Source organism: Rhodococcus opacus, from assembly GCF_012396235.1.
Taxonomy (GTDB): Bacteria; Actinomycetota; Actinomycetes; order Mycobacteriales; family Mycobacteriaceae; genus Rhodococcus_F; species Rhodococcus_F opacus.
On record NZ_JAAXPA010000037.1, the window covers coordinates 55609 to 78270 of the forward strand.

Here is a 22662-nt window from a genome sequence, read left to right on the forward strand (position 1 = left end):
ACGCGAGGAGGTCAGCCGTCCTCCCCCATCTCGGCGAGCGTCGTCCGCAGGCGATCGTTGTCTGCCGGGGTCCAGCCGTCGGGCGACAGGATTGCGCTCCACGCGTCGGCGATGTCGACGACGTACGTGTGTCCGTGCCCGTCGGGAACACCCGTCGACACCGCCATGTCGGCCGCCACCTGAAGAAAAGTCACGAACGGGAACCACTGCGTGCTGTCGAGGACGTCGTAGCCACGGTCCTCCTTCAGCCAGTCGGGCTCGCTCAGCAGGAGTTCCGGTGACCACCAGACAATCGGGTCCGATGGGTGTTGGAGATAGACCATCCGTGGCCGTCCCCACGGGGCGTCGGGGCGTGGCAGGTCCTCCGGTGCGCGTGCTCCGAAGCGGACGGTCCCGCCCTGCTCGTAGATCGGCAGCCATTCGGGCGAACCCGGATCGCGGTTTGTAGTGACGTCGGTCCATATCTCGTTCGCGTTCGGCGGCCCCGTGAACAGCACACCGTCGGTACGGGCCTCGACATCGTCGACACTGCCGAATGCACTTTCGCCCCCGAAGGATCCGAGACTCTCTCCCATGACGACGAGTTTCGGACGAGTTTCCGGTGGCAATACCTTCCACTTGTCGTACACCGCGTCGAACAACGCCTCCCCGGCCTGATGGGCACGCTCCTTGTCCACCAGGAAGGACAGCCAACTCGGCAGATAGGAGTACTGCAATCCGACCATCGCCGTGTCGCCGTTGTACATGTACTCCAGCGATGAGGCGAGACTCTCGTTGATCCACCCGGTACCGGTGGTAGTGGCCACGCCGACCACCGCACGATCGAACCCGCCGGCGCGTTCGAGTTCGTCCGCTGCCAGCTGGGCGTTCCCGCTGATCGAATCGCCGCCGCTGGCCAGCCCGGCGTAAGTCCGGATCGGCTCCACCGCGGGCCGCCCACCATTGAACGCGGACAATTCTTCGACGGTCGGGCCACGCGACATGAAGGAACGGCCCTGCCGCCCCAGCGAATCCCACGTCACGAGCGAGTCCGGTCCGCCCGAACGCAGCGACGACGTCGGTGGCTCGTCACCGGCCTTGGTCTCCTGGTTGACGGCGGCGAACGAATTGTTCAGCCCCGACATGATCACGCGCACCGCGGCGCCGTTGACGAGTGCGAACAGCAGCGCCACCACCAGTACGCCGATGACCGTCGCCGAGATCCGCCGCGGCACCACCCGGCTGATCTTGCGTTCGACCCACCACACCGCCCGCAGCAGCACCCGGGCCAGCGCCACCAACCCGACGTAGATCAGCACCGCGACGACCACCATGACGAGATAGCCGAACCACGGGAACGGTGCGGCGCTCATGATCGCCCGCAACTGCGACTGCCAATCCCAGAACCACACCAGTATCGCCGCGGTTCCGACGATTCCGATCACCGACGCGACCCGGCGCACCACCGTCTTCACACGGGTGGGCGCCTCCCGCTGCACGAGGTAGCGGACCAACTTGGAACCGAGGAATCCGATGGCGTAGCCGAACGCCGCCGATACGCCGGTGACCAATCCCTGGAAGAACGGACCGCGCGGCAGGAGTGTCGGCGTCAACGACAGCCACACGAACAGGACCGCGACCACCAGCCCCCCGAAGGCATAGCGATCCGGAAGCCAGCGGCGATACCCGGGTGGCCGGACGGGACCGGCTTCGCGCTCGGGTGCACCATCGATCACATCGTTCGGCACCTGGCAAGCGTAGCCGTCACCGAGTCGCTATCGACAGCAATCCGCAATCACATCACGTCCGGTGAACACCGAAGCCCACCTGGGATGTTCGCATTCGGACGAGTCTGCCCGGCCGACCGCCGGCGGACGCTACGCCAGTGTCTTCGTCTTGATCGCCTGGAACTCGGCGTCGGTGATCGCGCCGGAATCGAGCAGCGCCTTGGCATCCGTGATCTGCTGAGCCGGAGACTGTCCGGCGACGTCCCGGATATAGGTGTCCTGCGCTTGCCTGTGTTGCTCGGCGGCGGCCATCGACCTCTTCGCCATGCCGTCGCCCCGGGCGATCACGTACACCAGTGCCGACAGGAAGGGAACGACGAACAGCAAGAGGATCCAGATCGCCTTCACCCACCCCGACGTCTCGCGGTCCCGGAACAGGTCAGAGATGATCGCGAACAACACGGACAAGTAGGCCGCGAAGGCGAAACAGACGAAGATGAACCAGAAGAACTCCCAGAAGCCTTCCATTTTCGACGCTCCGTCCACTCGGTGTTCCGGTCAGGAGACCAGGACTCTGGCCTGGCACGATGTGCTCCTCGAAATCTCAACTAGTGGCGTCGAGCGTGTCGAGCGCGGCCAGAATGCCCTGGACGGGGATACGTCCCGAGGCCACGAGCTGCGCGCCTTCGCGCCGGAGGGCGGAGGCGAACGGTGCGGCCCAGGTGTTCTCGTAGACGAGAATGGCCCCGGAACAGCCCGGGGCGAGGACGGCAGCCGCATCCTCGAGGTCTGTTCGGTCGATCAGACCCGTCGTCGCCTCGGCGAACACCGTCACGTCCACACCGCCCTCGAACCCGAGGTCCTCGACGGCGATACCGGCGAGCGATCCGTCGGCTTCCTTGCGGACGAAGACCAGATCGAGCACCCGGATGATGTTTCGGTCGACCAGGTCGATGAGAAGCGGCAACGCCGATCCGTCGGGTCTCCGGTCGGCAGGGAACTCGACGACGAGATAGTCGATGGGTCCGAGTTCGTCGAAATCGGTGTCGTTCACTGCAGGACCTCTCTTCTGAAGACAGCAGCGACAGCCACACACGGCTTGCTGCCAGTATCACCCAGCCGGGGACGACGCCGCTAGAGAACGACGCCATCGGCGGCCGGCAACGTACTGTCGGCAAGGTCGCGTCGGGCCGCCTTCTCCACCAGGAGCGGGACGAAGTCCCGGATCCTGCAATCCGCGAAGCGCTTGTGAACGGTGCGCACGGCGTGCTCGATGTCCACGGGTGAGACGGACGGGTACCGAGTCATCAGGCGCTCGATGACCTGCTCGACCTGAAGCAACTCGTCGTCACCGATCATCGACTCATCGTCGTCCCGCTGCGAAACCGCCGTCAAGACACGAAATGGCCTCTCGAGCAACTCGGTTCGGTGTCAAGACCGTGAATATTCACGACTCTGGGATCACTCCAGTTTCCGGAGTACTGCCCGGAAATACGGTTTCACGACTACTACCACGCGGAGACGGCGGACAATGGGTGGTACCGGGCCGCCCGGCTCGCGGTAGGGAAGGGGACGGTCATGCCCGAGACAACGTCGGTCAAGCAGGGCGTCGCGGCAGGCACTTCGATCGGGGCGGCCATCATCATGGTGACCGTGGGCATCATCCAGTTCTGCCAGGGAATCGCCGCGGTCGCCGAGAACGAAGTATTCGTGTCGGGGGTGAACTACGTCTACAAGTTCGACCTGACCACGTGGGGCTGGATTCACATCGTGCTGGGTGTGCTCGTTGCGGCGGTCGGCCTCGCGCTGCTCACCGGCGCGGGATGGGCGCGGGTGTCCGCGATCGTGATCGCGGCAGTCTCCATATTCGCCAACTTCCTGTGGCTGCCGTATTACCCGTGGTGGTCGGTGCTCATCATCGCGCTCGACGTCGTGGTGATCTGGGCCGTGTCGACCTGGCAGCCGGCTCGGGTCTGAGCAGTCGGCGGCCGGGGTAGAAACCGTGGGAAAGAAGACGAAGCACGAGAAGTCCGGGCTCGACCTGCCCCGGCCAGGCGGTGCCGAGCCCGCCGCACCGATGAAGAACAAGGAGTACAGCCGCCTGCTCCGCCCACTTCACGGCGAACTCGTCGCATTACAGGAGTGGGTGAAATCGTCGGGCGCGAGAATCTGCATCGTGTTCGAGGGTCGCGACACCGCCGGGAAAGGCGGCGTCATCAAGGCGATCACCGAGCGGGTCAGTCCACGCGTGTTCCGTGTCGTCGCCCTACCCGCCCCGACGGATCGCGAGAAGTCGCAGATGTACGTGCAGCGGTACCTGCCCTATCTCCCGGCCGGCGGGGAGATCGTCATCTTCGACCGCAGTTGGTACAACCGCGCGGGCGTCGAACGGGTGATGGGCTTCTGCACCGAGGAGGAAGCTCAGCAGTTCCTCCAACTCGTCCCGACGGTCGAACGCGCGATCGTCGACTCGGGCGTCATCCTGCTGAAGTACTGGCTGGAGGTGAGCGAGGACCAGCAGACGCTGCGCCTGCAGAGCCGGATCGACGATCCGCGGAAGATCTGGAAGCTGTCGGACCTGGACCTGAAGTCGTACACCCACTGGTACGACTACTCGCGTGCACGGGACGAGATGTTCCACTTCACCGACACCGGCTGGGCGCCCTGGTACGTCGCGGTCAACGACGACAAGAAGCGCGGCCGGCTCAACATCATCAGCCATCTGCTGAGCCAGATCCCCTACGAACCCCTCGAACGCCCCGACATCACCTTGCCGGAGCGGCGGGGCCCGCACGGCTACGAGGCGCCGAGGCAACCACTGCACTGGATTCCCACCCCCTACTGAGGATCCGAGCCGAAAGGACGAGCGGTCATGGTCTCGACGGAACCCACGCAAGCGCAGACGGCCTGGCATGCCCAGGACGCCGACGCCGTCGTGTCCGCACTGGCCTCCGATCGGCAGGCGGGGCTGACGACCGGCGAAGTAGACGAACGTCGCCGACGGCACGGTCCGAACGAGATCGCCTCCGAGCCGCCGCCTTCGACGTGGTCGATCGCGTTGCTGCAGTTGAAGGACCCCATGAACCTGATGCTGGTCGCGGTGGCCGTGGTCAGCATCGTCATCGGCGAAATCCCGACGGCGATCGTGGTCGCGGTTCTCGTCGGGCTCAACATCGTGCTGGGCACACGGCAGGAAGTGAAGGCGCGCGCCAGCGTCGACGCACTGGCGAAGATGCAGACACCGCAGGCGCGGGTGGTCCGCGACGGCGCTCTGACCCAGCTCGACGCCACCGAGCTCGTACCGGGCGACGTCGTGCAGCTCGAGGCGGGCGACATCGTCCCCGCGGACGGCCGCCTTCTCACGACGGCCACCTTGGAGACCCAGGAGGCGGCACTGACGGGTGAGAGTGCACCCGTCGCGAAGGACCCCCAGACGCTCGGCACCATCGACGTTTCTCTCGGCGACCGCAGCAACATGGGCTTCCAGAACACCTCGGTCACCCGCGGCACCGCCACCATGGTGGTCACGGAGACCGGCATGCACACCCAGATGGGTCAGATCGCGTCGATGCTCTCTGCGGTCGCGCCCAGCAAGTCTCCGCTGCAGCGCGAACTGGACTCGCTCACGAAAGTGCTCGGCGTCATCGCGTGGACTTCGGTGGCGATCATCGTGATCATCGGGGTGATTCGCGGACAGGACGTGACGACGCTGCTGCTGCTCGGCATTTCCATGGGGGTCTCCGCGATCCCGACCGGTCTGCCGACGTTCGTCCAGGCGATGCTGGCCTACGGCGCACGGCAGCTGGCCGACGCCAAAGCCATCGTGAAGAACCTCACGGACGTCGAGACGCTCGGCGCGACCAGCGTAATCAACTCGGACAAGACCGGCACGCTGACGATGAACCAGATGACCGTGCGGTCGCTGTACTTCCACTGCCGGTGGTACACCGTCGACGGTGAGGGCTACGCCAAGTCGGGGAAGATCACCCACGTCGCGGGCGAGGCGGTCCCGGATTTCACGCTGCTCGCGTACGGGTTGTGCCTCGACAGCGACGCCACGGTCTCCGGCACCGGAGAGGTCGTCGGCGACCCGACGGAGGCCGCGCTGGTGGTGCTCGCGGCGAAGATCGGTGTCGACGCCCCACTGACCCGGCGGACGTATCCGCGCGTCGCCGCCGTGCCGTTCGACTCCGCGTACAAGTTCATGGCGACGTTCCACCATCTCGAGGTCGATGGCAGAACCCAATTCGTGGAACTGGTCAAGGGCGGGCCCGACGTGGTCCTGGCGCGGTGCACGACCGCCTTCCGGCCGGGCAGGCAGGAGGTGCCGCTCGACGAGGTCCGGGAGGAACTGACGGCAGCGAACCGGACCATGTCCGAGAAGGGGCTTCGCGTGCTGGCCTTCGCGGTCCGCCGCCTCGACGGGCAGGAGGAGGCCGCGGTGGCCGACCCCATGTCCTATGTCGCGGACCTCACGTTCGTCGGCATGGTCGGGATCATCGACCCGCTTCGGCCGGAGGCGATCGAATCGGTGCGCACCGCCCACGAGGCGGGCATCGACGTCCGCATGATCACCGGCGACCACGCGATCACGGCATCCGCGATCGGCGCCGAACTCGGGCTCGGACCAGGCGCGATCGGTGGTGCGGAACTGCAGGCCATGACCGATGAGGAACTGTCGGCCGCACTCCCGCATCTGCACGTGTTCGGCCGCGTCACCCCCCAGGACAAACTGCGCCTGGCCGACATCATGCAGAAGAACGGCGCCGTCGTGGCGATGACCGGGGACGCCGTCAACGACGCGGCCGCGCTGAAGAAGGCCGATATCGGCGTAGCCATGGGCTCGGGCAGCGAAGTCACCAAACAGGCGGGCAAGATGGTGCTCACCGACGATAATTTCGGGACCCTGATCACCGCGATCCGACTGGGCCGCAACATCTACGACAAGATCGTGTCCTACATCCGGTACCAGATGTCGAAACTGTTCTCGCTGGTGCTGCTATTTCTCGTCGCGAGCATTTTCGACATCAACGACGGGGTCGCGCTCACCCCGCTGATGGTGCTGTTCCAGCACTTCTTCATCACGCTGTTCCCGGTCGCCGTCATCATGCTCGACCCGCCTGCACCGGATCTGATGAACAAGCCGCCCCGCGACCCGCAGATGCCGATCGCCAACCGGAGGGCGTTCGTGCAGTGGCTGGCATACGGCGTCCTGCAGTTCGCAGTCACGCTCGCCGCGATGCTCCTCGCGCCGGGCGAGATGAGCACGACCGAGGCGAACGTTCCCATGACGACGGCGTTCGTGGTGCTGTCGTTCGGTTCCATCCTCGCCGGGCTCGTCATGCGACGCGACCCGGAATCCGGGCTCACCCCACCGATCCTCGGCGCACTGAAGATCCTCTCGATCCCGACCATCGTGACGGTGTTCGCGGTCGAGGCCGGGTTCCTCCAGGACCTCCTCATGACCACGTCGCTGACCGGCGGCCAGTGGCTCGCCTGCCTCGGGTGGTCACTGATCATCCCGATCGTCGTCGAAGCGGAGAAGGCGTTCCGGCGCCGGCGCCACCTCCACTCGGCGCCGCCCGCACCGATGACCGCCCCCGCCGCCGTCGACCCCCAGCGCGCACGCTGAGGCCGGGACCGTGTCCTGGACAGGCAGCCTCGCGCAGTTGCCGGGCATCGCGACGGCGCGGGCGTACCACCGCGAATGGCTGCGCCCCGACATCACCGCCGGGCTCGTCCTCACCGCCCTGCTCATCCCCGCCGGGATGGGGTACGCGGAGGCCGCCGGGTTGCCCGCCTACGCCGGCCTCTACGCCACGATCATCCCGCTCCTCGCGTATGCCGTGGTGGGGCCGTCGAAAATCCTCGTGCTCGGCCCGGACTCGTCGCTCGCGCCGCTCATCGCCGCGGCGGTACTGCCTCTCGCCGTGGCCGACGACCCGGAGAGCGCGCTCGCGCTCGCCGGAATCCTCGGCGTCCTCGTCGGCCTCATTCTCCTCGTCGGCGGATTCCTGCATCTCGGCTTCGTGACCGAACTGCTGTCGAAGCCCATCCGGCTCGGCTATCTCAATGCGATCGCGCTCATCGTCGTCGTCGGCCAACTGCCCAAGCTGCTCGGATTCTCCGTCGACGCGTCCGGCCTCATCGGAGAGATCGGGGAGATCGGAAAGTCCGTGGTACAGGGCAACATCGACCCCGTCGCCGCCGCAGTGGGCATCGGATCCCTCGCCGTCATCATCGGGTTCCGCATCTGGGTGCCCCGCATCCCCGGCGTCCTCGTGGCCGTGGTCGGCGCGATCATCCTGTCCGCCGCACTCGGACTCACCGACGACATCGGGATGGTCGGCGCCCTGCCCGCCGGCCTGCCGCTGCCGTCGTTCGGCGGTGTCGACTGGGGGGACGTGGGGAACCTCGTCGGCCCCGCGGCCGGTATCGCCCTGATCGCGTTCGCCGACACAGGGGTGCTGTCCCGCACGTTCGCCGCCCGGCACGGTGAAGACGTGAACGGCAGCACGGAGATGAAGGCGGTCGGCGTGGCCAACATCGCCGGTGGACTGTTCGGCGGGTTCCCCATCTCCGCCAGCGGGTCGCGGACCCCGGTGGCCGAACAGAGCGGCGCCCGCACCCAACTCGCCTGCGTCGTCGGAGCACTCGCCGTCCTGGTCTTCGTTCTCGTCGCCCCCGGGGTCACCACGTACCTCCCCGACGCGACACTCGGGGCCGTGGTGATCGTCGCCGCCACGGCGCTGGTCGATGTGAGTGGAATGATCCGGATGTGGCGCATGAGCACTGTGGAGTTCGGACTCGCCGTCGCGGCATTCCTCGGGGTCGCTTTGGTGGGCGTGCTGCAGGGCATCCTCGTCGCGATCGGGCTGTCCTTCGTCGCGGTGGTCGCGCAGGCCTGGCAGCCGTACCGCACGGAACTCGTCCGGACGACCGACCGCCCCGGCTTCCATGACGTCGAACGCCACCCCGGCGGCCTCCGCATCCCCGGACTGGTACTGGTGCGCTTCGACGCTCCCCTCTTCTTCGCCAACGGCGAGATCTTCGACGAATACGTGCGCTCGGTGGTGGCGACAGCGCCGAGCCCGGTCGAGTGGGTGATCGTGGCCGCCGAGCCGATCACCGGTCTCGACACCACCGCCGTCGACGAACTCGTCGACCTCGACACGTATCTCGAAGGGAAACAGATCCGGTTGGCGTTCGCGGAGATGAAGGGCCCGATCAAGGATCGGCTCATCCGGTTCGGGGTGGGCGACAGGTTCGACGCGACACACTTCTATCCCACCATCGACGCCGCCGTGGCCGCATTCCACAGTCGAGCCGATCACACCGCCGATCCGACCGACGACTGAACCGACCACAGGACGGGGCGCGGCGCATGGATTCCTTCTGGACGATCTTCTGGCTCGGTGCCATCGCCTTCGCGTTCCTGGCGTATCTCCTGCTGCTGTTCGCGATCAGCGCCGACCTGTTCCGCGACCACGGGACCTCGGGGTGGATGAAAGCGTTCTGGGTGTGTTTCCTGCTCCTCGTTCCGTTCGTGTCGGCACTGATCTACGTGATCCTGAAGAGCGACGGCATTGCCGAACGATCGAGAACCACCTCCCGTATTCAGTCTCGGGGCGCCGACCCGGACGGGGGGTGAGGTCGGAACGCCGTCCGCCACAGTCGAACCCAGTCGAACGCCGGTGCAGCGGGACGCACCCCGGGCCTCGTCCTGGGCACCCGCACCCGCAAGGCGTCCGGTTCGATGGTGCACCGCACCGGAGTGCGGAGCAGGAGGGATTCGCCGTCGACTCCCACGGGGATCTCCGGTGTGTCGGCGTCTACGACCACCTCCATCGACGTTTCCTGCGTCAGGCCGCGTACGTTGGTGCGGCGCAGCAGACCGACCGCCTGCCGGGTGTTCGCCACCGACAGGGTGACCGCGCCGAGGACGCCGCGATCGAGACGGTCCCGGCGGCTCAGACCCGCCAGATCACCGTTACCGTACGGATTGTTGCTCACCAGGACCGCCTGCGGTCCCTCCACGGCAGTCTCACCGATCCGTGCGACCAATCGAGGCCCGGCGTGCCCGGTGAGCAGATCGGGGAGCAGCGTCAGCACTGTCGCGGCCTTGTCGTCGCGGTATGCGGGGCTGCGCACGATCTCGGCGTAGACCCCGAACGAGGCATTGTTGACGAAGGTTCGACCGTTGATGGTGCCGAGGTCGACGCGCAGCTCGACACCGTCCCGGAGTGCGTCCAGCGATCGGGTCGGATCGGCGCGGTCGAGTCCGAGATCCATCGCGAAGTGGTTGCGGGTTCCGGCACTGATCACGAGGAACGGCAGGTGGTGTTCGGCCGCGACCGCCGCTACGAGCGCCTGGGTCCCGTCTCCGCCCGCCACCCCCAGCAGATCGGCCCCTTTCGCGACCGCCTGCCGGGCCAGTGCGGTGACGTCGACGGTGGCCGGCCCTTCGAGCAGCACGACGTCGGCGCCCAGCTCTTCGGCTCTGCGCTTCAGGTCGAATTTCGCGACCTTCCCGCCACCGGAATGCGGATTCATGATCAGGAACGGGTGCTGCGCGGGCGGGGCAGGGTATTCGGGCATGGTCATCTCCGCACGTCTGCCACGCAAAGCGGCGCGGGCGCAGACGACGGCCAGCAGAGCGAGCACGTACGCGAGCAGCACCACCCACAGCAGGTGCGCGCGGATGAACAGCGTCAGCACGACGATCGGCGCGACGATCGCCACCCCCAGCGAGATCCACCTGAGCACCCCGCGCCGGGTGAGGAACCAGTACAACGCTGCCACCGTGACCACGACGCCACCGGCCCCCACGATGAGCAACGCCACGGTGCCCAGCAACCCGGCGAACAGCACGGGCACTGCCGCCGCACCGACGGCGAACACGAACGCCACACGGGCCCACCACCGCCGGCCACGGTCGCCGGTATCGGGGATGCCTGATCTGTTCACGTGACTACCCCCTCGACGGCGGCGCGTACTTCCTCACAACGGTCCGACTTCCCGTCGTAGTTCCATCTTCCGCCGTGCCCGGAGGCGATCGCAGCACATTGCACGTCTTGGGCTGCGGGTCTTCGCCAGCCGTCAAGGGCCGGTTCCCGATAGGTCGCGTGCGCGCGGTCCCGTCGAAAGATCCCGCCAGCCGACGAGCACCGTGTGCACGGCCTCGGCCCCGTGCAGCGGGTCGGGCGGTGCGGGCAGGTCGGCGGGGTAGATGAGAAACGGAGTACTCTGCGGTCCGCCCATTCCACCGTGCGACCCGACCTGCTCCTCGAACGCCGCGACCTCGTCGGTCTCGGGCCAGTACGCGCCACCGACCATGATGTCGGCAACGTTGTCGAAGGTGTCGGTGCGTCGCACCTTTGCCAGCGCGTCAGGGCCCATCACCGCGAGCGGGTTCTCGCCGGTGACCTCGCCGGTCGTCACGTCGACCTGGCCGTGGGGTCCGAAAACCACGGACCCGCCCGGGGCGGCAACGAGCAGGAAGCCGACCCCGGGATGCTCGCGCAGCCCGGTGAGCAGCCCGGGATGGGCAGCCTCGATGGCATTTACATCGGCGCGGCCGGGCAGGTGCGGGAAGTAGACCAGACCGAGATTGCCGGAGCCGAGCACGATCGGCTCGCCTGCAGAGGCGTGGGCCTCCTCGCCGGCAGTCGGCGAGTGCACGCTCGCTGCGGCGTAGCCGCGCCCCTCAGCCCCGGGCTGGTGGGAGACGCCGGATTCGCGCTCGTACCAGTGGCGCTTCACCGCCGCCGGTTCGCGCTGTGTGGCGAGCCGGATAACCAACTGCCCCAAAGTTTCCCCGTACCGTTGCAGGAAGGTCGCACCCTGACTCTGCCCGTGATCGGACAACACGACGACGCGGTAGGGCCGATCGGCCTGCTCCACCACGGCGAGCACCATCTCGACGACGTCGTCGAGTTTGGTCAGCACCGCAAGGGTCTCCGGCCGGGAAATGCCCGAGTGATGCGACACCTCGTCATAGCCGATCAGGTCGACGTAGACCACACTGCGTCCCTTGATCAGATCGCCGACCACCGCGGCGACGGCGACGTCGGTGGCGAGCACGGTCGCGAACGCCCGCACGAACGGATAGACCCCGCCCCGTGGCACCCGCGGCTGGATGTCCTTTCGCTTCTGCCGCAGTGACTGGCGTAGTTCCCGTTGCAGTTCCGCGAACATCCGGATGAACGTGCGCAGCGCGCTCGCCGGGTCGGCGAAATAGTCGCTGTAGCCGGCACCGCCGCCGAGGCGGGCGCCGCGCATGCGACTGACGACGAGCACGTTGTCGTGCGCGCCGCCGGTGAACAGGTTGCCGCGGCTCGCACCGTCGTGCGCCAGCAGGCCGGGAATGTCCGTTCGTTCGAGTTCGCGCTGCTCGTTGTCGGCCGGGTTGCTGAACACCGAAATACGCTCGGTCGTCTTGTCGTACCAGCGAAACGCCGGCACGTTGTGGTTGGAACCGTGCAGCACGCCCAGCTGGGTCGCACCCGTCTGGCTGCTCCAGTCGGTGTGCCACGGCACCAGCCGGTGGGTCTCGCGCACCAACTTCGCCAGCCCGGGCGTCACGCCGTCGGCGATCGCACGACGCAGCACGTCGTAACCGAGGCCGTCGATCTGGATACACAAAAGCCCCGGGGTCGCGTCCACGAGGGCGGCGTTGCGACGCAACCGGAACCGCTGTCGGCGCACCTGCATCAGTCGGTACGCGGTATCGGAGCGGGACGCGATCGCGCCCGACACCACGGAGGTGAACAGCGAGAGCAGCGCCGCGAGGACGAATGCATCGCTCAGCTGGTCCACCGACGCGACCGGTACCAGGTACAGCGTCAACAGCATGATCAGTCCGCCGGCGAGGAATACCCCGACGAACAGCAGCACCGGGCCGATCCACGACATGAACCGCATGATCACCGGCCACAGCGCGGCGTTGAGCAGGCCGAACACCAACGCGAGCACCAGCGCGGCCGGGAGTGCCGGTAGCGGAGCGAAGCTCGACCGGTCCAGGGCGATGCCGCCGAGGATGCGGTCGAGCACGATGAGCGCGAGCGCCGACGACCCCCAGAGCACGAAGAACTCGACGAGCACCCGCACCACGCCGCCCACCGTGCGCATCGCACCGCCTTTCGTCATCTGGAATCGTAAGGGTGTGAGCGCAACGCCGTGGCCGGATGCCGCCGCAGCCGGTGTGCGCTGGCTCGGACATGCCAGCGCGCTGATCGTGGACCGCGGGACGGTCGTCCTGACCGATCCGGTGCTGACCGACCGCGTCGCGCACCTACGCCGCCGACGAGGCCCCGCGCCGACCGGACCGCACGTGCGTAACCCGGACGCCGTCCTGCTCTCGCACCTGCACGCCGACCATGCCCATCTGCCGTCGCTGCGGCTGCTCGATCCGGACGTCCCGATCGTGGCCCCGTGGCGGGCGGTCGACGGCCTGCCCGCGCTGCGCCAGTTCGCCGACCGCCTGGTGCTGCTGCGGCCCGGCGACGAGACGAGGATCGGCAAGGTCACCGTGCGCGCCGTGCCCGCCCGACACGACGGACGGCGCTCGCGGCGCGGCCCGGAGCTCGCGCCCGCGATCGGGTACGTCGTCGAGGGGGACCGGCGGTCCTATTTTGCCGGTGACACCGACCTGTACCCGGATCTCGCCGACCACGTCGGCCCCGTGGACCTCGCGCTGCTACCCGTCGGGGGCTGGGGTCCGACACTCGGCAAGGGTCACCTCGACCCGTCTCGGGCCGCGGTCGTCGCGCGTCTGGTGGAGGCGGGACTGGCGGTGCCGATCCACTACGGCACACTGTGGCCGGTCGGCCTCGACGCCGTGCGCCCCCGGTTGTTCTTCGGTCCGGGCGCCGAGTTCGTCCACCACGCCGAGCAGGCGGGTGTCGTTGCGGTGGAGTTGCATCCGGGTGACGAACTCGGCGTGTGAACTCGGTTGCCCTGAAACCCTGCCGATCGACGGGTCTTTGCGCTCCGGAGTACAAAGACGGCCAATGTGCTCTGGTCGGCTCCGCGATCGGCGGAAACTGGAGGGTGGTGATCCGGCGGTCTCGACCTGGGATCCGAACGGATCAGAGCGCAGCCGACGACGAGAAACGGGCGGTGACGGTGGCCGAGGACGGTGTGCGAAGTTTCTCCCGACGTGCGCGGGTGCGTGTGCTGGTGCCGGCGGTGCTGCGCCCGGTGTGCGCCACGGTGGTGCTGGTGAGCGCATATTTCCTGCTGCCCTTCACCACGGTGGACAACCTGCGCACCGTGTCCCTGGTGATCGGTGGTCTCGCTGTGGTCTGCGCGGTGTACGTCTGGCAGATCCGCAGGGTGCTGCGGGCCGAGTACCCGGTCGCGCAGGCCGTGGAGGCGTTGGCCGTCACCGTGGGGGTCTACCTCGTCGCCTACGCGACGACGTACTTTCTGCTCTCGTACTCGGGGCCGGACAACTTCGACGAAGCCCTGACCCGCCTCGACGCTCTCTATTTCACCTTGACGGTGTTCGCCACGGTCGGGTTCGGTGACATCGTGGCCACCACGGAGGCCGCTCGGGCGGTGGTGTCGGCACAGATCATCGGCAATCTGATCCTGATCTCGTTGGGCATCCGTGTGCTGACAGCCTCGGTTCGCTGGCGGCGGAACCCGGGATCGCCCGTGACTCGTCGGCGCAGTGACAACGGAACGCGAGCCGGCACTCTACGGGTTGCGACCTAGAGCCGCTCCTCGTAGCCCGGCTTCCATGTCGCGACAGCCCAGATCACGAACACGTCCAGCACGATCATCACGACCGACCACCACGGGTAGTGGGGCAGCCACAGGAAATTGGCGAGGAGGGAGAGAGCACAGATCACCATGGCGCCGACACGGGCCCATGTCGCCCCGGTGAACAACATGACACCGACGGCCGCAACGATCACACCGAGCACCAGGTGAATCCAGCCCCACGCGGTCGTGTCGAACTGGTAAATGTACTCGGGGCCGGCGACGACGAGGTCGTCCTTCATGAGCGCCGAGACGCCCGAGAGCACATGGAGAATTCCGATAGTGAGCAAAACTATCGCAGCCACCATGGACGTCGCGGCCGCGACCCCCTGCTTGACCAACGACTCGTCGGACATCGCGATCCCCCTTCCCGGACATACATTGGCCTGCAAATATTTTCCGTCGCCGCGTAGAGCGAGGTCAATATGCATACGTCCGGGCATCTTCCAGACAAAGGGTGAACCGACGGGGGATACTTACTTACGCCAGTTCATTTCGTACGGTGACGAAAGAGGAACGGTCATGTCCGATGAATCGCTGGTCAAGCAAGGTGTGGCAAAGGGAACGTCGATGGGCGGGGCGGTTCTTCTCGTCACCGTCGGCGTGCTCGAGTTCTTCCAGGGGATCTCCGCGATAGCCAAGGACGACGTGATCGTCGTCGGCATCGAGTACACCTACCAATTCGACGTCACTACCTGGGGATGGATTCATCTCGTGCTCGGCGTGATCGTTGCGGCCGTCGGTGTGGCACTGTTCACCGGGGCCACCTGGGCACGTGTCGGCGCGATGGTGCTGTGCGCCTTGTCGATCTTCGTCAACTTCCTGTGGCTGCCCTACTACCCCGTGTGGGCAATCACGATCATCGCGCTGAACGCCGTCGTGATCTGGGCGGTCGCCACCTGGAACCCCGAAGTGATCTGATCCGCAATGGAAGACGGCACGAGCACCGGCCCACTCGACAAGGACGAACGCACCGAACTCCTCCGGTTGCGCGACGAGGTGGCGACGCTGCGCGGACAGGCCGCGGGCGCCGCCGCCGGTGTTCCCACAGAACCGGTCGCCCGCCCACCCCGGAACGGATTGCGCTGGACGGCCGTCACGATTCTGCTGGTCCTGGTCGCCGTTCTCGCACTCGCGTCGGTCACCGCACGCTTCACGAGAAGTCAGATCCTCGACACCGACCGCTACGTGAGCACGGTCGCCCCCCTCGGTGCGAATCCGGCCCTCCAGGCGGACATCACGAACCAGATCACCGACGAGATCTTCACCCGAGTCGACGTCGAGGGGCTCACCAAGGACGCACTCGAGGCACTGACCGACGTCTCGAATCTCGCAGCGAACGCTCCCCGGCTGGACGCGGCCGTGGTCGGCCTCGCACCGGTGATCACCAGCCAGGCAAAGAACTTCGTCCACGACACCGTCAGCTCGCTCGTGCAGTCCCAACAGTTCGAGGACCTCTGGATCCAGGCGAACCGTTCGGCGCACAACGCGCTGGTGGCGGTGATGACCGGGAACTACGGTCTCAGCTCGGTGGAGGTCGACCAGAGCGGCACCGTCAGCATCTCTCTGGGCACCGTCATCGACAATGTGAAGGCCGCGCTGACCGAGCGAGGCTTCGCGTTCGCCGACAAGATCCCCGCGGTCGACAAACAATTCGTGCTGTTCCAGTCCCCCGAACTGGTGAAGGCGCAGCGCGCAGTCAATGCTCTCGACAAGGCGTCGGCCATCCTGCCGTGGCTGGGAATCGCCTGCGCCGCCGCCGCGGTCGCCGTCGCCCCCAGTGGCCGACGGCTGCGCGCGCTCTCCCTCGCCGGCCTGTCCATCGCCCTGGGAATGCTCGTCCTCGCGATCGGGATTCTCGTCGGACGCGCCATCTACCTCGACAGCGTCCCACCCGACATCCTGTCGCCCGACGCGGCGGCAGCGGTCATCGACACCGTCCTGGTACCGCTGCGGACAAGTCTGCGTGCGGTCGCGGTCCTCGGTCTGGTGATCGCGATCGGCGCCTTCCTCATCGGCGGCTCGTCGTCCGCGACCGCCGTGCGTCGCGGCTATGGGCAGGCACTGGACTTCGCCCGCAAGTCCGGCGCCGGCCGACCGCCGAACGAAGTGGAACGGTGGGCGTACCAACTCCGAATTCCGCTGCGCTGCGCCATCATCGGCGTCGCAGCTCTGCTGCTGATGTTCTGGCGCTACCCCACCGGACTGGTCGTGTTGTGGATCGTGTTCATTGCCCTCCTCGTGCTCGCGGCACTCGAACTGCTCATCCGCCCGGCCCGCACAACCACCGCGGAGGACAGCGGGACGAAGGAGGACTCGGGATCTACGCCGGTGCCGTCGTCTTGAGCGCCCGGACCCGAAACGTTCTGCGATACGCCGACGGTGGGACGCCGAGCACGGCGCCCATGTGCTGACGCAGTGACACCGCCGTCCCGAATCCGACCTCACGGGCGATGACGTCGACGGACAGGTCGGTGGTCTCGAGGAGTTGCCGCGCGCGGTCGACCCGGTGAGTGATCAGCCAGCGGTTCGGGGTGGTGCCGACCTCTTCACCGAACCGCCGTGTGAACGTGCGGACGCTCATGTTCGAGTGCGCGGCCATTCGGCTCAGCGTCAGTGACTCACCCAGCCGATCCAGCGCCCAGTCCCGGGTGGCCGCGGTGGACTCGGCCGTGGTCTCCGGGATCGGCCGCTCGATGTACTGCGCCTGCCCGCCGTCGCGCCACGGTGGGACGACGCATCGGCGCGCCACCTGATTGGCGACGCCGGAGCCGTGGTCGCGGCGCACGATGTGGAGGCAGAGGTCGAGTCCGGCCGCGACGCCTGCCGACGTGAGGATGTGCCCCTCGTCGACGAACAGCACGTCGGGATCGACGCGGACCTGCGGATAGGTGCGCTGGAAATGTTCGGCGTTGCGCCAGTGTGTGGTGGCACGCAGTCCGTCGAGGAGCCCCGCGGCGGCGAGGATGTAGGAGCCGGTGCAGATGGAGACGTAGCGCGTGCCGGGCCGGACGAAGGAGAGAGCCGCCTCCAGGTTCGGGGGCAGATGCCCGTCGTCGTAGGCCGGGCCGAGTTCGTAGGACGCGGGGATCACCACCGTGTCCGCCTCGGCCAGCAATTCGGGCCCGTGATCGACGGACACCGAGAAATCGGCGTCCGAACGCACAGGCCGTCCGTCCGCCGTGCAGGTCTGCACGTCGTACAGCGGATTTCCGTCGGCGTCGTGCGCTCGGCCGAAGACCCTCGACGGAATGCCGAGTTCGAACGGGATCACACCGTCCAGGGCGAGCACGACCACCCGATGACGTTCAGCCCTGGCCAGATTCTTTCGCATGTTGTCATTCTGGCAGCTTTCCCCGGGCGGGGCACACCCACCAAACTTGCCTGGTGACTTCCGAGATCGCGCCGCCCGGCCCGCCCGCGCCGCTCACCGACACGCGCCCGCCGCGCCTCCACTACGCCTGGCTGGTCGCCGCCGTCGCGTTCCTCGCCCTCGTGGGGGCCGCCAGTTTCAGGGCGGCGCCCTCGATCCTGATCGACCCCCTGCACGAGAACTTCGGCTGGTCGCGGGCAAGCATTTCCGCCGCAGTGTCGATCAACCTGGTGCTGTACGGGCTGACCTCGCCGTTCGCGGCGGCGCTCATGGAACGCTTCGGCATGCGGCGGGTGGTGACCGCGGCGCTGGTCCTGGTGTCCGCCGGCAGCGGACTGACCGTCTTCATGACCGCCACCTGGCAACTCGTGCTGCTGTGGGGCGTGCTCGTGGGGCTGGGTACCGGGTCGATGGCGCTCGCCTTCGTGGCCACCGTCGTCGACCGCTGGTTCGTCGCCCGCCGCGGCCTCGTGACCGGCATCCTCACCGCGGGCAGCGCCGCCGGACAGCTGGTGTTCCTGCCGATTCTCGCAATGGTCGCCGAGCACTACAACTGGCAGACCGTGGCGCTGACGGTGTCGTTCGCGGCCCTCGCCGTCGTGCCGCTGGTCCTCGTATTCCTGCGCAACCGGCCGTCCGACGTCGGGACGGTGCCGTACGGCGCCGGACCCGACTACGTCGCGGCCCCACCCGCCCCGACCGGGCGCGGCGGCGCCGCGGGCCGGGCCGTGACGGTGCTGGTGTCGGCGGCGCGGACCCGGGTGTTCTGGCTGCTGGCCGGCACGTTCGCCATCTGCGGGGCGAGCACCAACGGACTCGTCGGAACCCACTTCGTCCCGGCCGCGCACGACCACGGCATGCCGGTGACGGCGGCGGCGAGCCTGCTGGCGGTGATCGGGATCTTCGACGTGATCGGCACCATCGCGTCGGGGTGGTTCACCGACCGGTTCGATTCACGCAAGCTCCTCGGCATCTACTACCTACTGCGCGGGATCTCGCTGATGCTGCTGCCGATCCTGTTCGCGAACACCGTGCACCCGCCGATGATCGCGTTCGTCATCTTCTACGGACTCGACTGGGTGGCGACCGTACCCCCGACGGTCGCACTGTGCCGCAGACACTTCGGCGGCGACGCACCCATCGTGTTCGGCTGGGTGCTGGCGTCGCACCAGATCGGCGCCGGCATCGTGGCGTTCCTCGCGGGACTGGTGCGCGACCAGTTCGGCGGCTACGACTCCGCGTTCTACGTCGCGGGCGGACTGTGCGCGATCGCCGCCGTCATGTCTCTGGCCATCGCCGCGAGACCCCGCACAATGGCGGCCGAGCACGGTTGACCTGCCCCGAAACCACTCCCCCGAGCGGTCCCGGTTCCTAAGATCGATACATGGCAGCTCAGCGCGCATCGGACGAGGTCATTGACCGCTCCAAAATCGAGAATCGGGCTCCGTCGGTAGCCGCATTGTTCGTGGATCGGGTGGCCCACTCACCCAACCGCGAAGCGTTCCGACACGTCGACGCGGCGGACCCGAAGAAGTGGTCCAGCGTCACCTGGTCCGAGGCGGGCGACCGTGTGCGCAACCTCGCGGCCGGACTCATCGTCCTCGGCGTGCAGGCCGAGCAGCGGGTGGCGCTGGCTTCCGCCACCCGCTACGAGTGGGTGCTCGCCGACCTGGCCGTCATGTGCGCCGGCGCGGCCACCACCACGGTGTATCCCACCACCACCGCAGGCGACGTCGCCTACATCGTCGCCAACTCCGGCAGCTGCATCGTTTTCGCCGAGGACCACGCGCAGCTCGCCAAACTGCGCGAGGAGCGCAGCGAACTCGGTGCCGTCGAGAAGGTCGTCCTGATCGACGGCGACCCCGGAGACGACGACTGGGTGATCACGTTCGACCAGTTACACGACCTCGGCGAAGAACTGCTCGCCGAGACACCCGACGCCGTGCACGACCGGATCGAGGCGATCGGCCCCGACGACCTCGCCACCCTGATCTACACGTCCGGCACCACCGGCAGGCCGAAAGGTGTGCGGCTGTCGCACTCCGCATGGACGTACGTGGCGGCCGCCATCGACGCCACCGGCATCCTCGACGCCGACGACCTGCAATACCTCTGGCTCCCGCTGTCCCACGTGTTCGGGAAGGTCTTGCTCACCCTGCCCCTGCAGATCGGCTTCGCGACGGCGGTCGACGGGCGCGTCGACAAGATCGTCGAGAACCTCGCGGTGGTCAAACCGACGTTCATGGGCGCGGCACCCCGCATCTTCGAGAAGGCGCACGCGCGGATCGTCTCCACGGTGCGCGAGGAAGGTGGGGTGAAGGAGAAGATCTTCGACTGGGCCATCGGCGTCGGGCTGAGGGTGTCGAAGGCCAAGCAGGCGGGCAAGAGTCCGTCGCTACTCGACTCGGTCCAGCACGCCGTCGCGGATCGGCTGGTGTACAGCACGATTCGCGAACGGTTCGGTGGACGCCTGAAGTTCTTCATCTCCGGTTCCGCAGCACTCAATCGTGATGTCGCGCAATGGTTCGACGCCGTCGGCATCGTCGTCCTCGAAGGGTACGGACTGTCCGAGACCAGTGCCGCATCGTTCGTCAACCGCCCGTCGGCCTACCGGTTCGGTACCGTCGGCTGGGCCATCCCGGGCACCGAGACCAGGATCGGCGACGACGGCGAAATCCTCATCAAGGGTCCCGGCGTCATGAGCGGATACCACGAGAACCCCGAAGCCACGGCCGAAGCGCTCACCGATGACGGCTGGTTCCGCACCGGCGACATCGGCGAAATGGACGAGGACGGCTACCTACGGATCACCGACCGCAAGAAGGACATGTTCAAGACGTCCAACGGCAAATACGTCGCACCCTCCGCCGTGGCGGCCACGTTCAAGGGCATCTGCCCCTACGTCGGTGAACTCATCGTCGACGGCGAAGGGAAGTCGTACTGCGTCGCCCTGATCTCCCTCGACGCGGAATCGATCGGCGAATGGGCAGAGAATCACGGGCTGGGCGGCAAATCGTTCGCCGAGATCGCGAACGCCCAGGAAACCCGCAACCTGATCGGCGGTTACGTCGAGGAACTCAACGCCGGACTGAACCGGTGGGAGCAGATCAAGAAGTTCCGCATCCTCGACCGGGAACTCACCGTCGAGAACGGCGAGATCACACCGAGCATGAAGCTCAAGCGCAAGGTCGTGATGACCAATTTCTCCGACGAACTCGAAGATCTCTACAACTGAGTTGACCCTCACGCGACGTAAGGCTGCACGGTAGAGGACGTGAGCGAGAAACACACGGTCGGCGTGGTCGCCAGGCTGGTCGGAGTGAGCGTGCGCACTCTGCACCACTACGACGAGATCGGTCTGGTCGCACCGTCCGACCGCACAACCGGTGGGTACCGCAGCTATTCGGACGCCGACGTGGAACGTCTGCACCGCGTGCTGACGTACCGCGAACTGGGCTTCCCCCTCGAGGAGATCGCAGCCCTCCTCGACGACCCGGACGTCGATGCCCTCGCGCATCTACGGCGACAGCACGCGTTGCTGAGCGAACGGATCGATCGCTTACACGATATGGCTGCTGCCGTGGAGAAGATGATGGAGGCGAAAAGCATGGGCATTCAGCTCACCCCCGAAGAGCAGAACGAAATCTTCGGCGACAACTGGCCGGGCGAGGAGTACGCCGCCGAGGCCGAAGAGCGCTGGGGCGACACCGACGCGTGGAAGCAGTCCCAGCAGCGGTCCGCGAAGATGAGCAAGGAAGACTGGAAGCGAATCAAGGCCGAGGGAGACGCATTCGAGGCGTCGCTCGCGCAAGCGATGGCCGACGGTGTCGAACCCGGGTCCGATCGGGCCAACGCACTCGCCGAGGAACACCGCGCCGGCATCGAACGGTTCTACGACTGCGATCACGCAATGCAGGTGAACCTCGCCGAGATGTACCTCGCCGACGACCGCTTTCGCCGGCACTACGACGACGTCGCCCCCGGTCTGGCGCAGTACGTCCGGGACGTCATCGTCGCGAATGCGGAGCAGCAGTAGCGGGAACTGAGCGAACTCGACCACGCACCGTCGTCGAGTTCGCTCCGTTTGTCAGCACTATCCTGAAACCATGTCCGATGCGCAGCGTCCCAGCCCCAGTCAGTACGTCGGGTATCTCTTCGGTCGCACGCTGCCCGATTCGATGCAGGACTGGGTCCGCAACGACCTCGTCGGGCCGGGAGCCTCGGTGCGGTACGTCCTCCGTTTCATGCTTCCCGTCGTCGCGGTGCTGGCGTTGTTCCTCCTCATCCCTGGTCCGATCTGGATTCCGCTGGCGATGATGGCCCTCCTGCTGCTCCCGCTGCTCTACTTTGCGGTCGCGCTGATGAACATCTACCGTCGCCACCGTCTGCTCAGTCACGGCCTCGATCCGGACCTCCTGGGCGCGAAGGCGCAGCGTCGCGCCGACCGCACGCGCGAGGACTACGAGCGCCGCCACGGCCGCACCGAGGACCAGTAGCAGCAGCGTGATGCATCACACTCTCGCTTCGAGGGTGACGCAGCGCACGTGAACGATCGATAAGTAATGCGTTAAAGTGGCGGCGTCCGAGTGGGTAATCCCACGAACCGCGTACCCCACAGGGTGCAGCGCTGGTTCCGACAGCCTCGACGGGAAGAGCAGTCATAGATGACAGTCACAGATTCGGCGGTCACGCCCGATATTCACACGACGGCGGGAAAGCTCGCCGACCTGCGTAATCGTCAGGCCGAAGCGCAGCACCCCAGCGGTGACGCCGCGGTCGAGAAGGTCCACGCCAAGGGCAAGCTCACCGCCCGCG

20 protein-coding genes and 1 pseudogene are annotated in these 22662 nt (G+C 67.0%); 13 read left to right on the forward strand and 8 right to left on the reverse strand.

Annotated elements, in window-relative coordinates; genetic code table 11:
- Positions 1-11: 11 nt before the first annotated feature.
- The 4 genes from HGB39_RS33650 to HGB39_RS33665 all read right to left on the reverse strand — a co-directional run bounded on the left by HGB39_RS33650 (position 12) and on the right by HGB39_RS33665 (position 3065).
- A complete protein-coding gene (locus HGB39_RS33650; RefSeq protein WP_054246620.1) occupies positions 12-1727 on the reverse strand; it encodes an alpha/beta hydrolase in 1716 nt (571 codons plus the stop codon).
- A 129-nt stretch (positions 1728-1856) separates the two neighbouring features.
- Positions 1857-2234, reverse strand: coding sequence for an SHOCT domain-containing protein (locus HGB39_RS33655; protein ID WP_054246621.1), 378 nt, complete (start codon positions 2232-2234; stop codon positions 1857-1859).
- Positions 2235-2310: 76 nt separating this feature from the next.
- Positions 2311-2760 carry a DUF6325 family protein gene (locus tag HGB39_RS33660; RefSeq protein WP_054246622.1) on the reverse strand — a complete coding sequence of 150 codons (450 nt, stop codon included), beginning with the start codon at positions 2758-2760 and terminating at the stop codon, positions 2311-2313.
- Between the two features lie 80 nt (positions 2761-2840).
- Positions 2841-3065, reverse strand: a complete 225-nt coding sequence (locus HGB39_RS33665; protein ID WP_054246627.1) for a three-helix bundle dimerization domain-containing protein — start codon at positions 3063-3065, stop codon at positions 2841-2843.
- Positions 3066-3284: 219 nt separating this feature from the next.
- On the opposite strand from HGB39_RS33665, the gene HGB39_RS33670 reads away from it, so the two are divergent.
- From HGB39_RS33670 to HGB39_RS33690, 5 genes are read left to right on the forward strand one after another with little or no spacing between them, the layout of a single operon-like run.
- Positions 3285-3683, forward strand: a complete 399-nt coding sequence (locus HGB39_RS33670; RefSeq protein ID WP_054246623.1) for a DUF7144 family membrane protein — start codon at positions 3285-3287, stop codon at positions 3681-3683.
- A gap of 25 nt (positions 3684-3708) precedes the next feature.
- Positions 3709-4551, forward strand: a complete 843-nt coding sequence (gene ppk2 / locus HGB39_RS33675) for a polyphosphate kinase 2 (RefSeq protein ID WP_054246624.1) — start codon at positions 3709-3711, stop codon at positions 4549-4551.
- Positions 4552-4578: 27 nt separating this feature from the next.
- Positions 4579-7338, forward strand: coding sequence for a cation-translocating P-type ATPase (locus HGB39_RS33680; protein ID WP_064080061.1), 2760 nt, complete (start codon positions 4579-4581; stop codon positions 7336-7338).
- Positions 7339-7348: 10 nt separating this feature from the next.
- Positions 7349-9064, forward strand: coding sequence for a SulP family inorganic anion transporter (locus tag HGB39_RS33685; protein WP_054248660.1), 1716 nt, complete (start codon positions 7349-7351; stop codon positions 9062-9064).
- 26 nt (positions 9065-9090) lie between these two features.
- A complete protein-coding gene (locus tag HGB39_RS33690; RefSeq protein WP_005257658.1) occupies positions 9091-9357 on the forward strand; it encodes a hypothetical protein in 267 nt (88 codons plus the stop codon).
- Here HGB39_RS33690 and HGB39_RS33695 read toward each other — a convergent pair.
- Entirely contained in the window at positions 9324-10673 is a 1350-nt protein-coding gene (locus HGB39_RS33695; protein ID WP_064080062.1) for a diacylglycerol/lipid kinase family protein, read from the reverse strand. The two genes, HGB39_RS33690 and HGB39_RS33695, sit on opposite strands and share 34 nt — an antisense overlap.
- A 132-nt stretch (positions 10674-10805) precedes the next feature.
- Positions 10806-12836 carry a phage holin family protein gene (locus HGB39_RS33700; RefSeq protein WP_005566721.1) on the reverse strand — a complete coding sequence of 677 codons (2031 nt, stop codon included), beginning with the start codon at positions 12834-12836 and terminating at the stop codon, positions 10806-10808.
- 34 nt (positions 12837-12870) lie between these two features.
- On the opposite strand from HGB39_RS33700, the gene HGB39_RS33705 reads away from it, so the two are divergent.
- The gene (locus HGB39_RS33705) at positions 12871-13653 is read left to right on the forward strand and encodes an MBL fold metallo-hydrolase (protein ID WP_064080064.1); all 783 of its coding nucleotides are present in this window, start codon (positions 12871-12873) and stop codon (positions 13651-13653) included.
- 107 nt (positions 13654-13760) lie between these two features.
- A pseudogene (locus HGB39_RS33710) lies at positions 13761-14386 on the forward strand (potassium channel family protein).
- Positions 14387-14422: 36 nt separating this feature from the next.
- Here HGB39_RS33710 and HGB39_RS33715 read toward each other — a convergent pair.
- A complete protein-coding gene (locus HGB39_RS33715; protein ID WP_005566719.1) occupies positions 14423-14830 on the reverse strand; it encodes a DUF7144 family membrane protein in 408 nt (135 codons plus the stop codon).
- 166 nt (positions 14831-14996) lie between these two features.
- Between HGB39_RS33715 and HGB39_RS33720 the strand changes: the two genes are divergently transcribed.
- The gene (locus HGB39_RS33720) at positions 14997-15395 is read left to right on the forward strand and encodes a DUF7144 family membrane protein (protein ID WP_005257648.1); all 399 of its coding nucleotides are present in this window, start codon (positions 14997-14999) and stop codon (positions 15393-15395) included.
- A 6-nt stretch (positions 15396-15401) separates the two neighbouring features.
- Positions 15402-16820 (forward strand): hypothetical protein, encoded by a 1419-nt coding sequence (locus tag HGB39_RS33725; RefSeq protein ID WP_005566718.1) that lies wholly within the window; start codon positions 15402-15404, stop codon positions 16818-16820.
- Here the strand turns inward: HGB39_RS33725 and HGB39_RS33730 are convergent.
- Positions 16798-17808 (reverse strand): GlxA family transcriptional regulator, encoded by a 1011-nt coding sequence (locus tag HGB39_RS33730; protein WP_054248659.1) that lies wholly within the window; start codon positions 17806-17808, stop codon positions 16798-16800. The genes HGB39_RS33725 and HGB39_RS33730 overlap by 23 nt on opposite strands.
- A gap of 53 nt (positions 17809-17861) precedes the next feature.
- On the opposite strand from HGB39_RS33730, the gene HGB39_RS33735 reads away from it, so the two are divergent.
- The 4 genes from HGB39_RS33735 to HGB39_RS33750 all read left to right on the forward strand — a co-directional run bounded on the left by HGB39_RS33735 (position 17862) and on the right by HGB39_RS33750 (position 22343).
- The gene (locus HGB39_RS33735; RefSeq protein WP_007296295.1) at positions 17862-19181 is read left to right on the forward strand and encodes an MFS transporter; all 1320 of its coding nucleotides are present in this window, start codon (positions 17862-17864) and stop codon (positions 19179-19181) included.
- A gap of 50 nt (positions 19182-19231) precedes the next feature.
- Positions 19232-21082 carry an AMP-dependent synthetase/ligase gene (locus tag HGB39_RS33740; RefSeq protein WP_054248905.1) on the forward strand — a complete coding sequence of 617 codons (1851 nt, stop codon included), beginning with the start codon at positions 19232-19234 and terminating at the stop codon, positions 21080-21082.
- Between the two features lie 39 nt (positions 21083-21121).
- Positions 21122-21883 (forward strand): MerR family transcriptional regulator, encoded by a 762-nt coding sequence (locus HGB39_RS33745; protein WP_005573056.1) that lies wholly within the window; start codon positions 21122-21124, stop codon positions 21881-21883.
- A 70-nt stretch (positions 21884-21953) separates the two neighbouring features.
- Positions 21954-22343: a DUF5313 family protein gene (locus HGB39_RS33750; protein ID WP_005573055.1), complete on the forward strand. Its 390-nt coding sequence runs from the start codon at positions 21954-21956 to the stop codon at positions 22341-22343.
- Positions 22344-22662 lie beyond the last annotated feature (319 nt).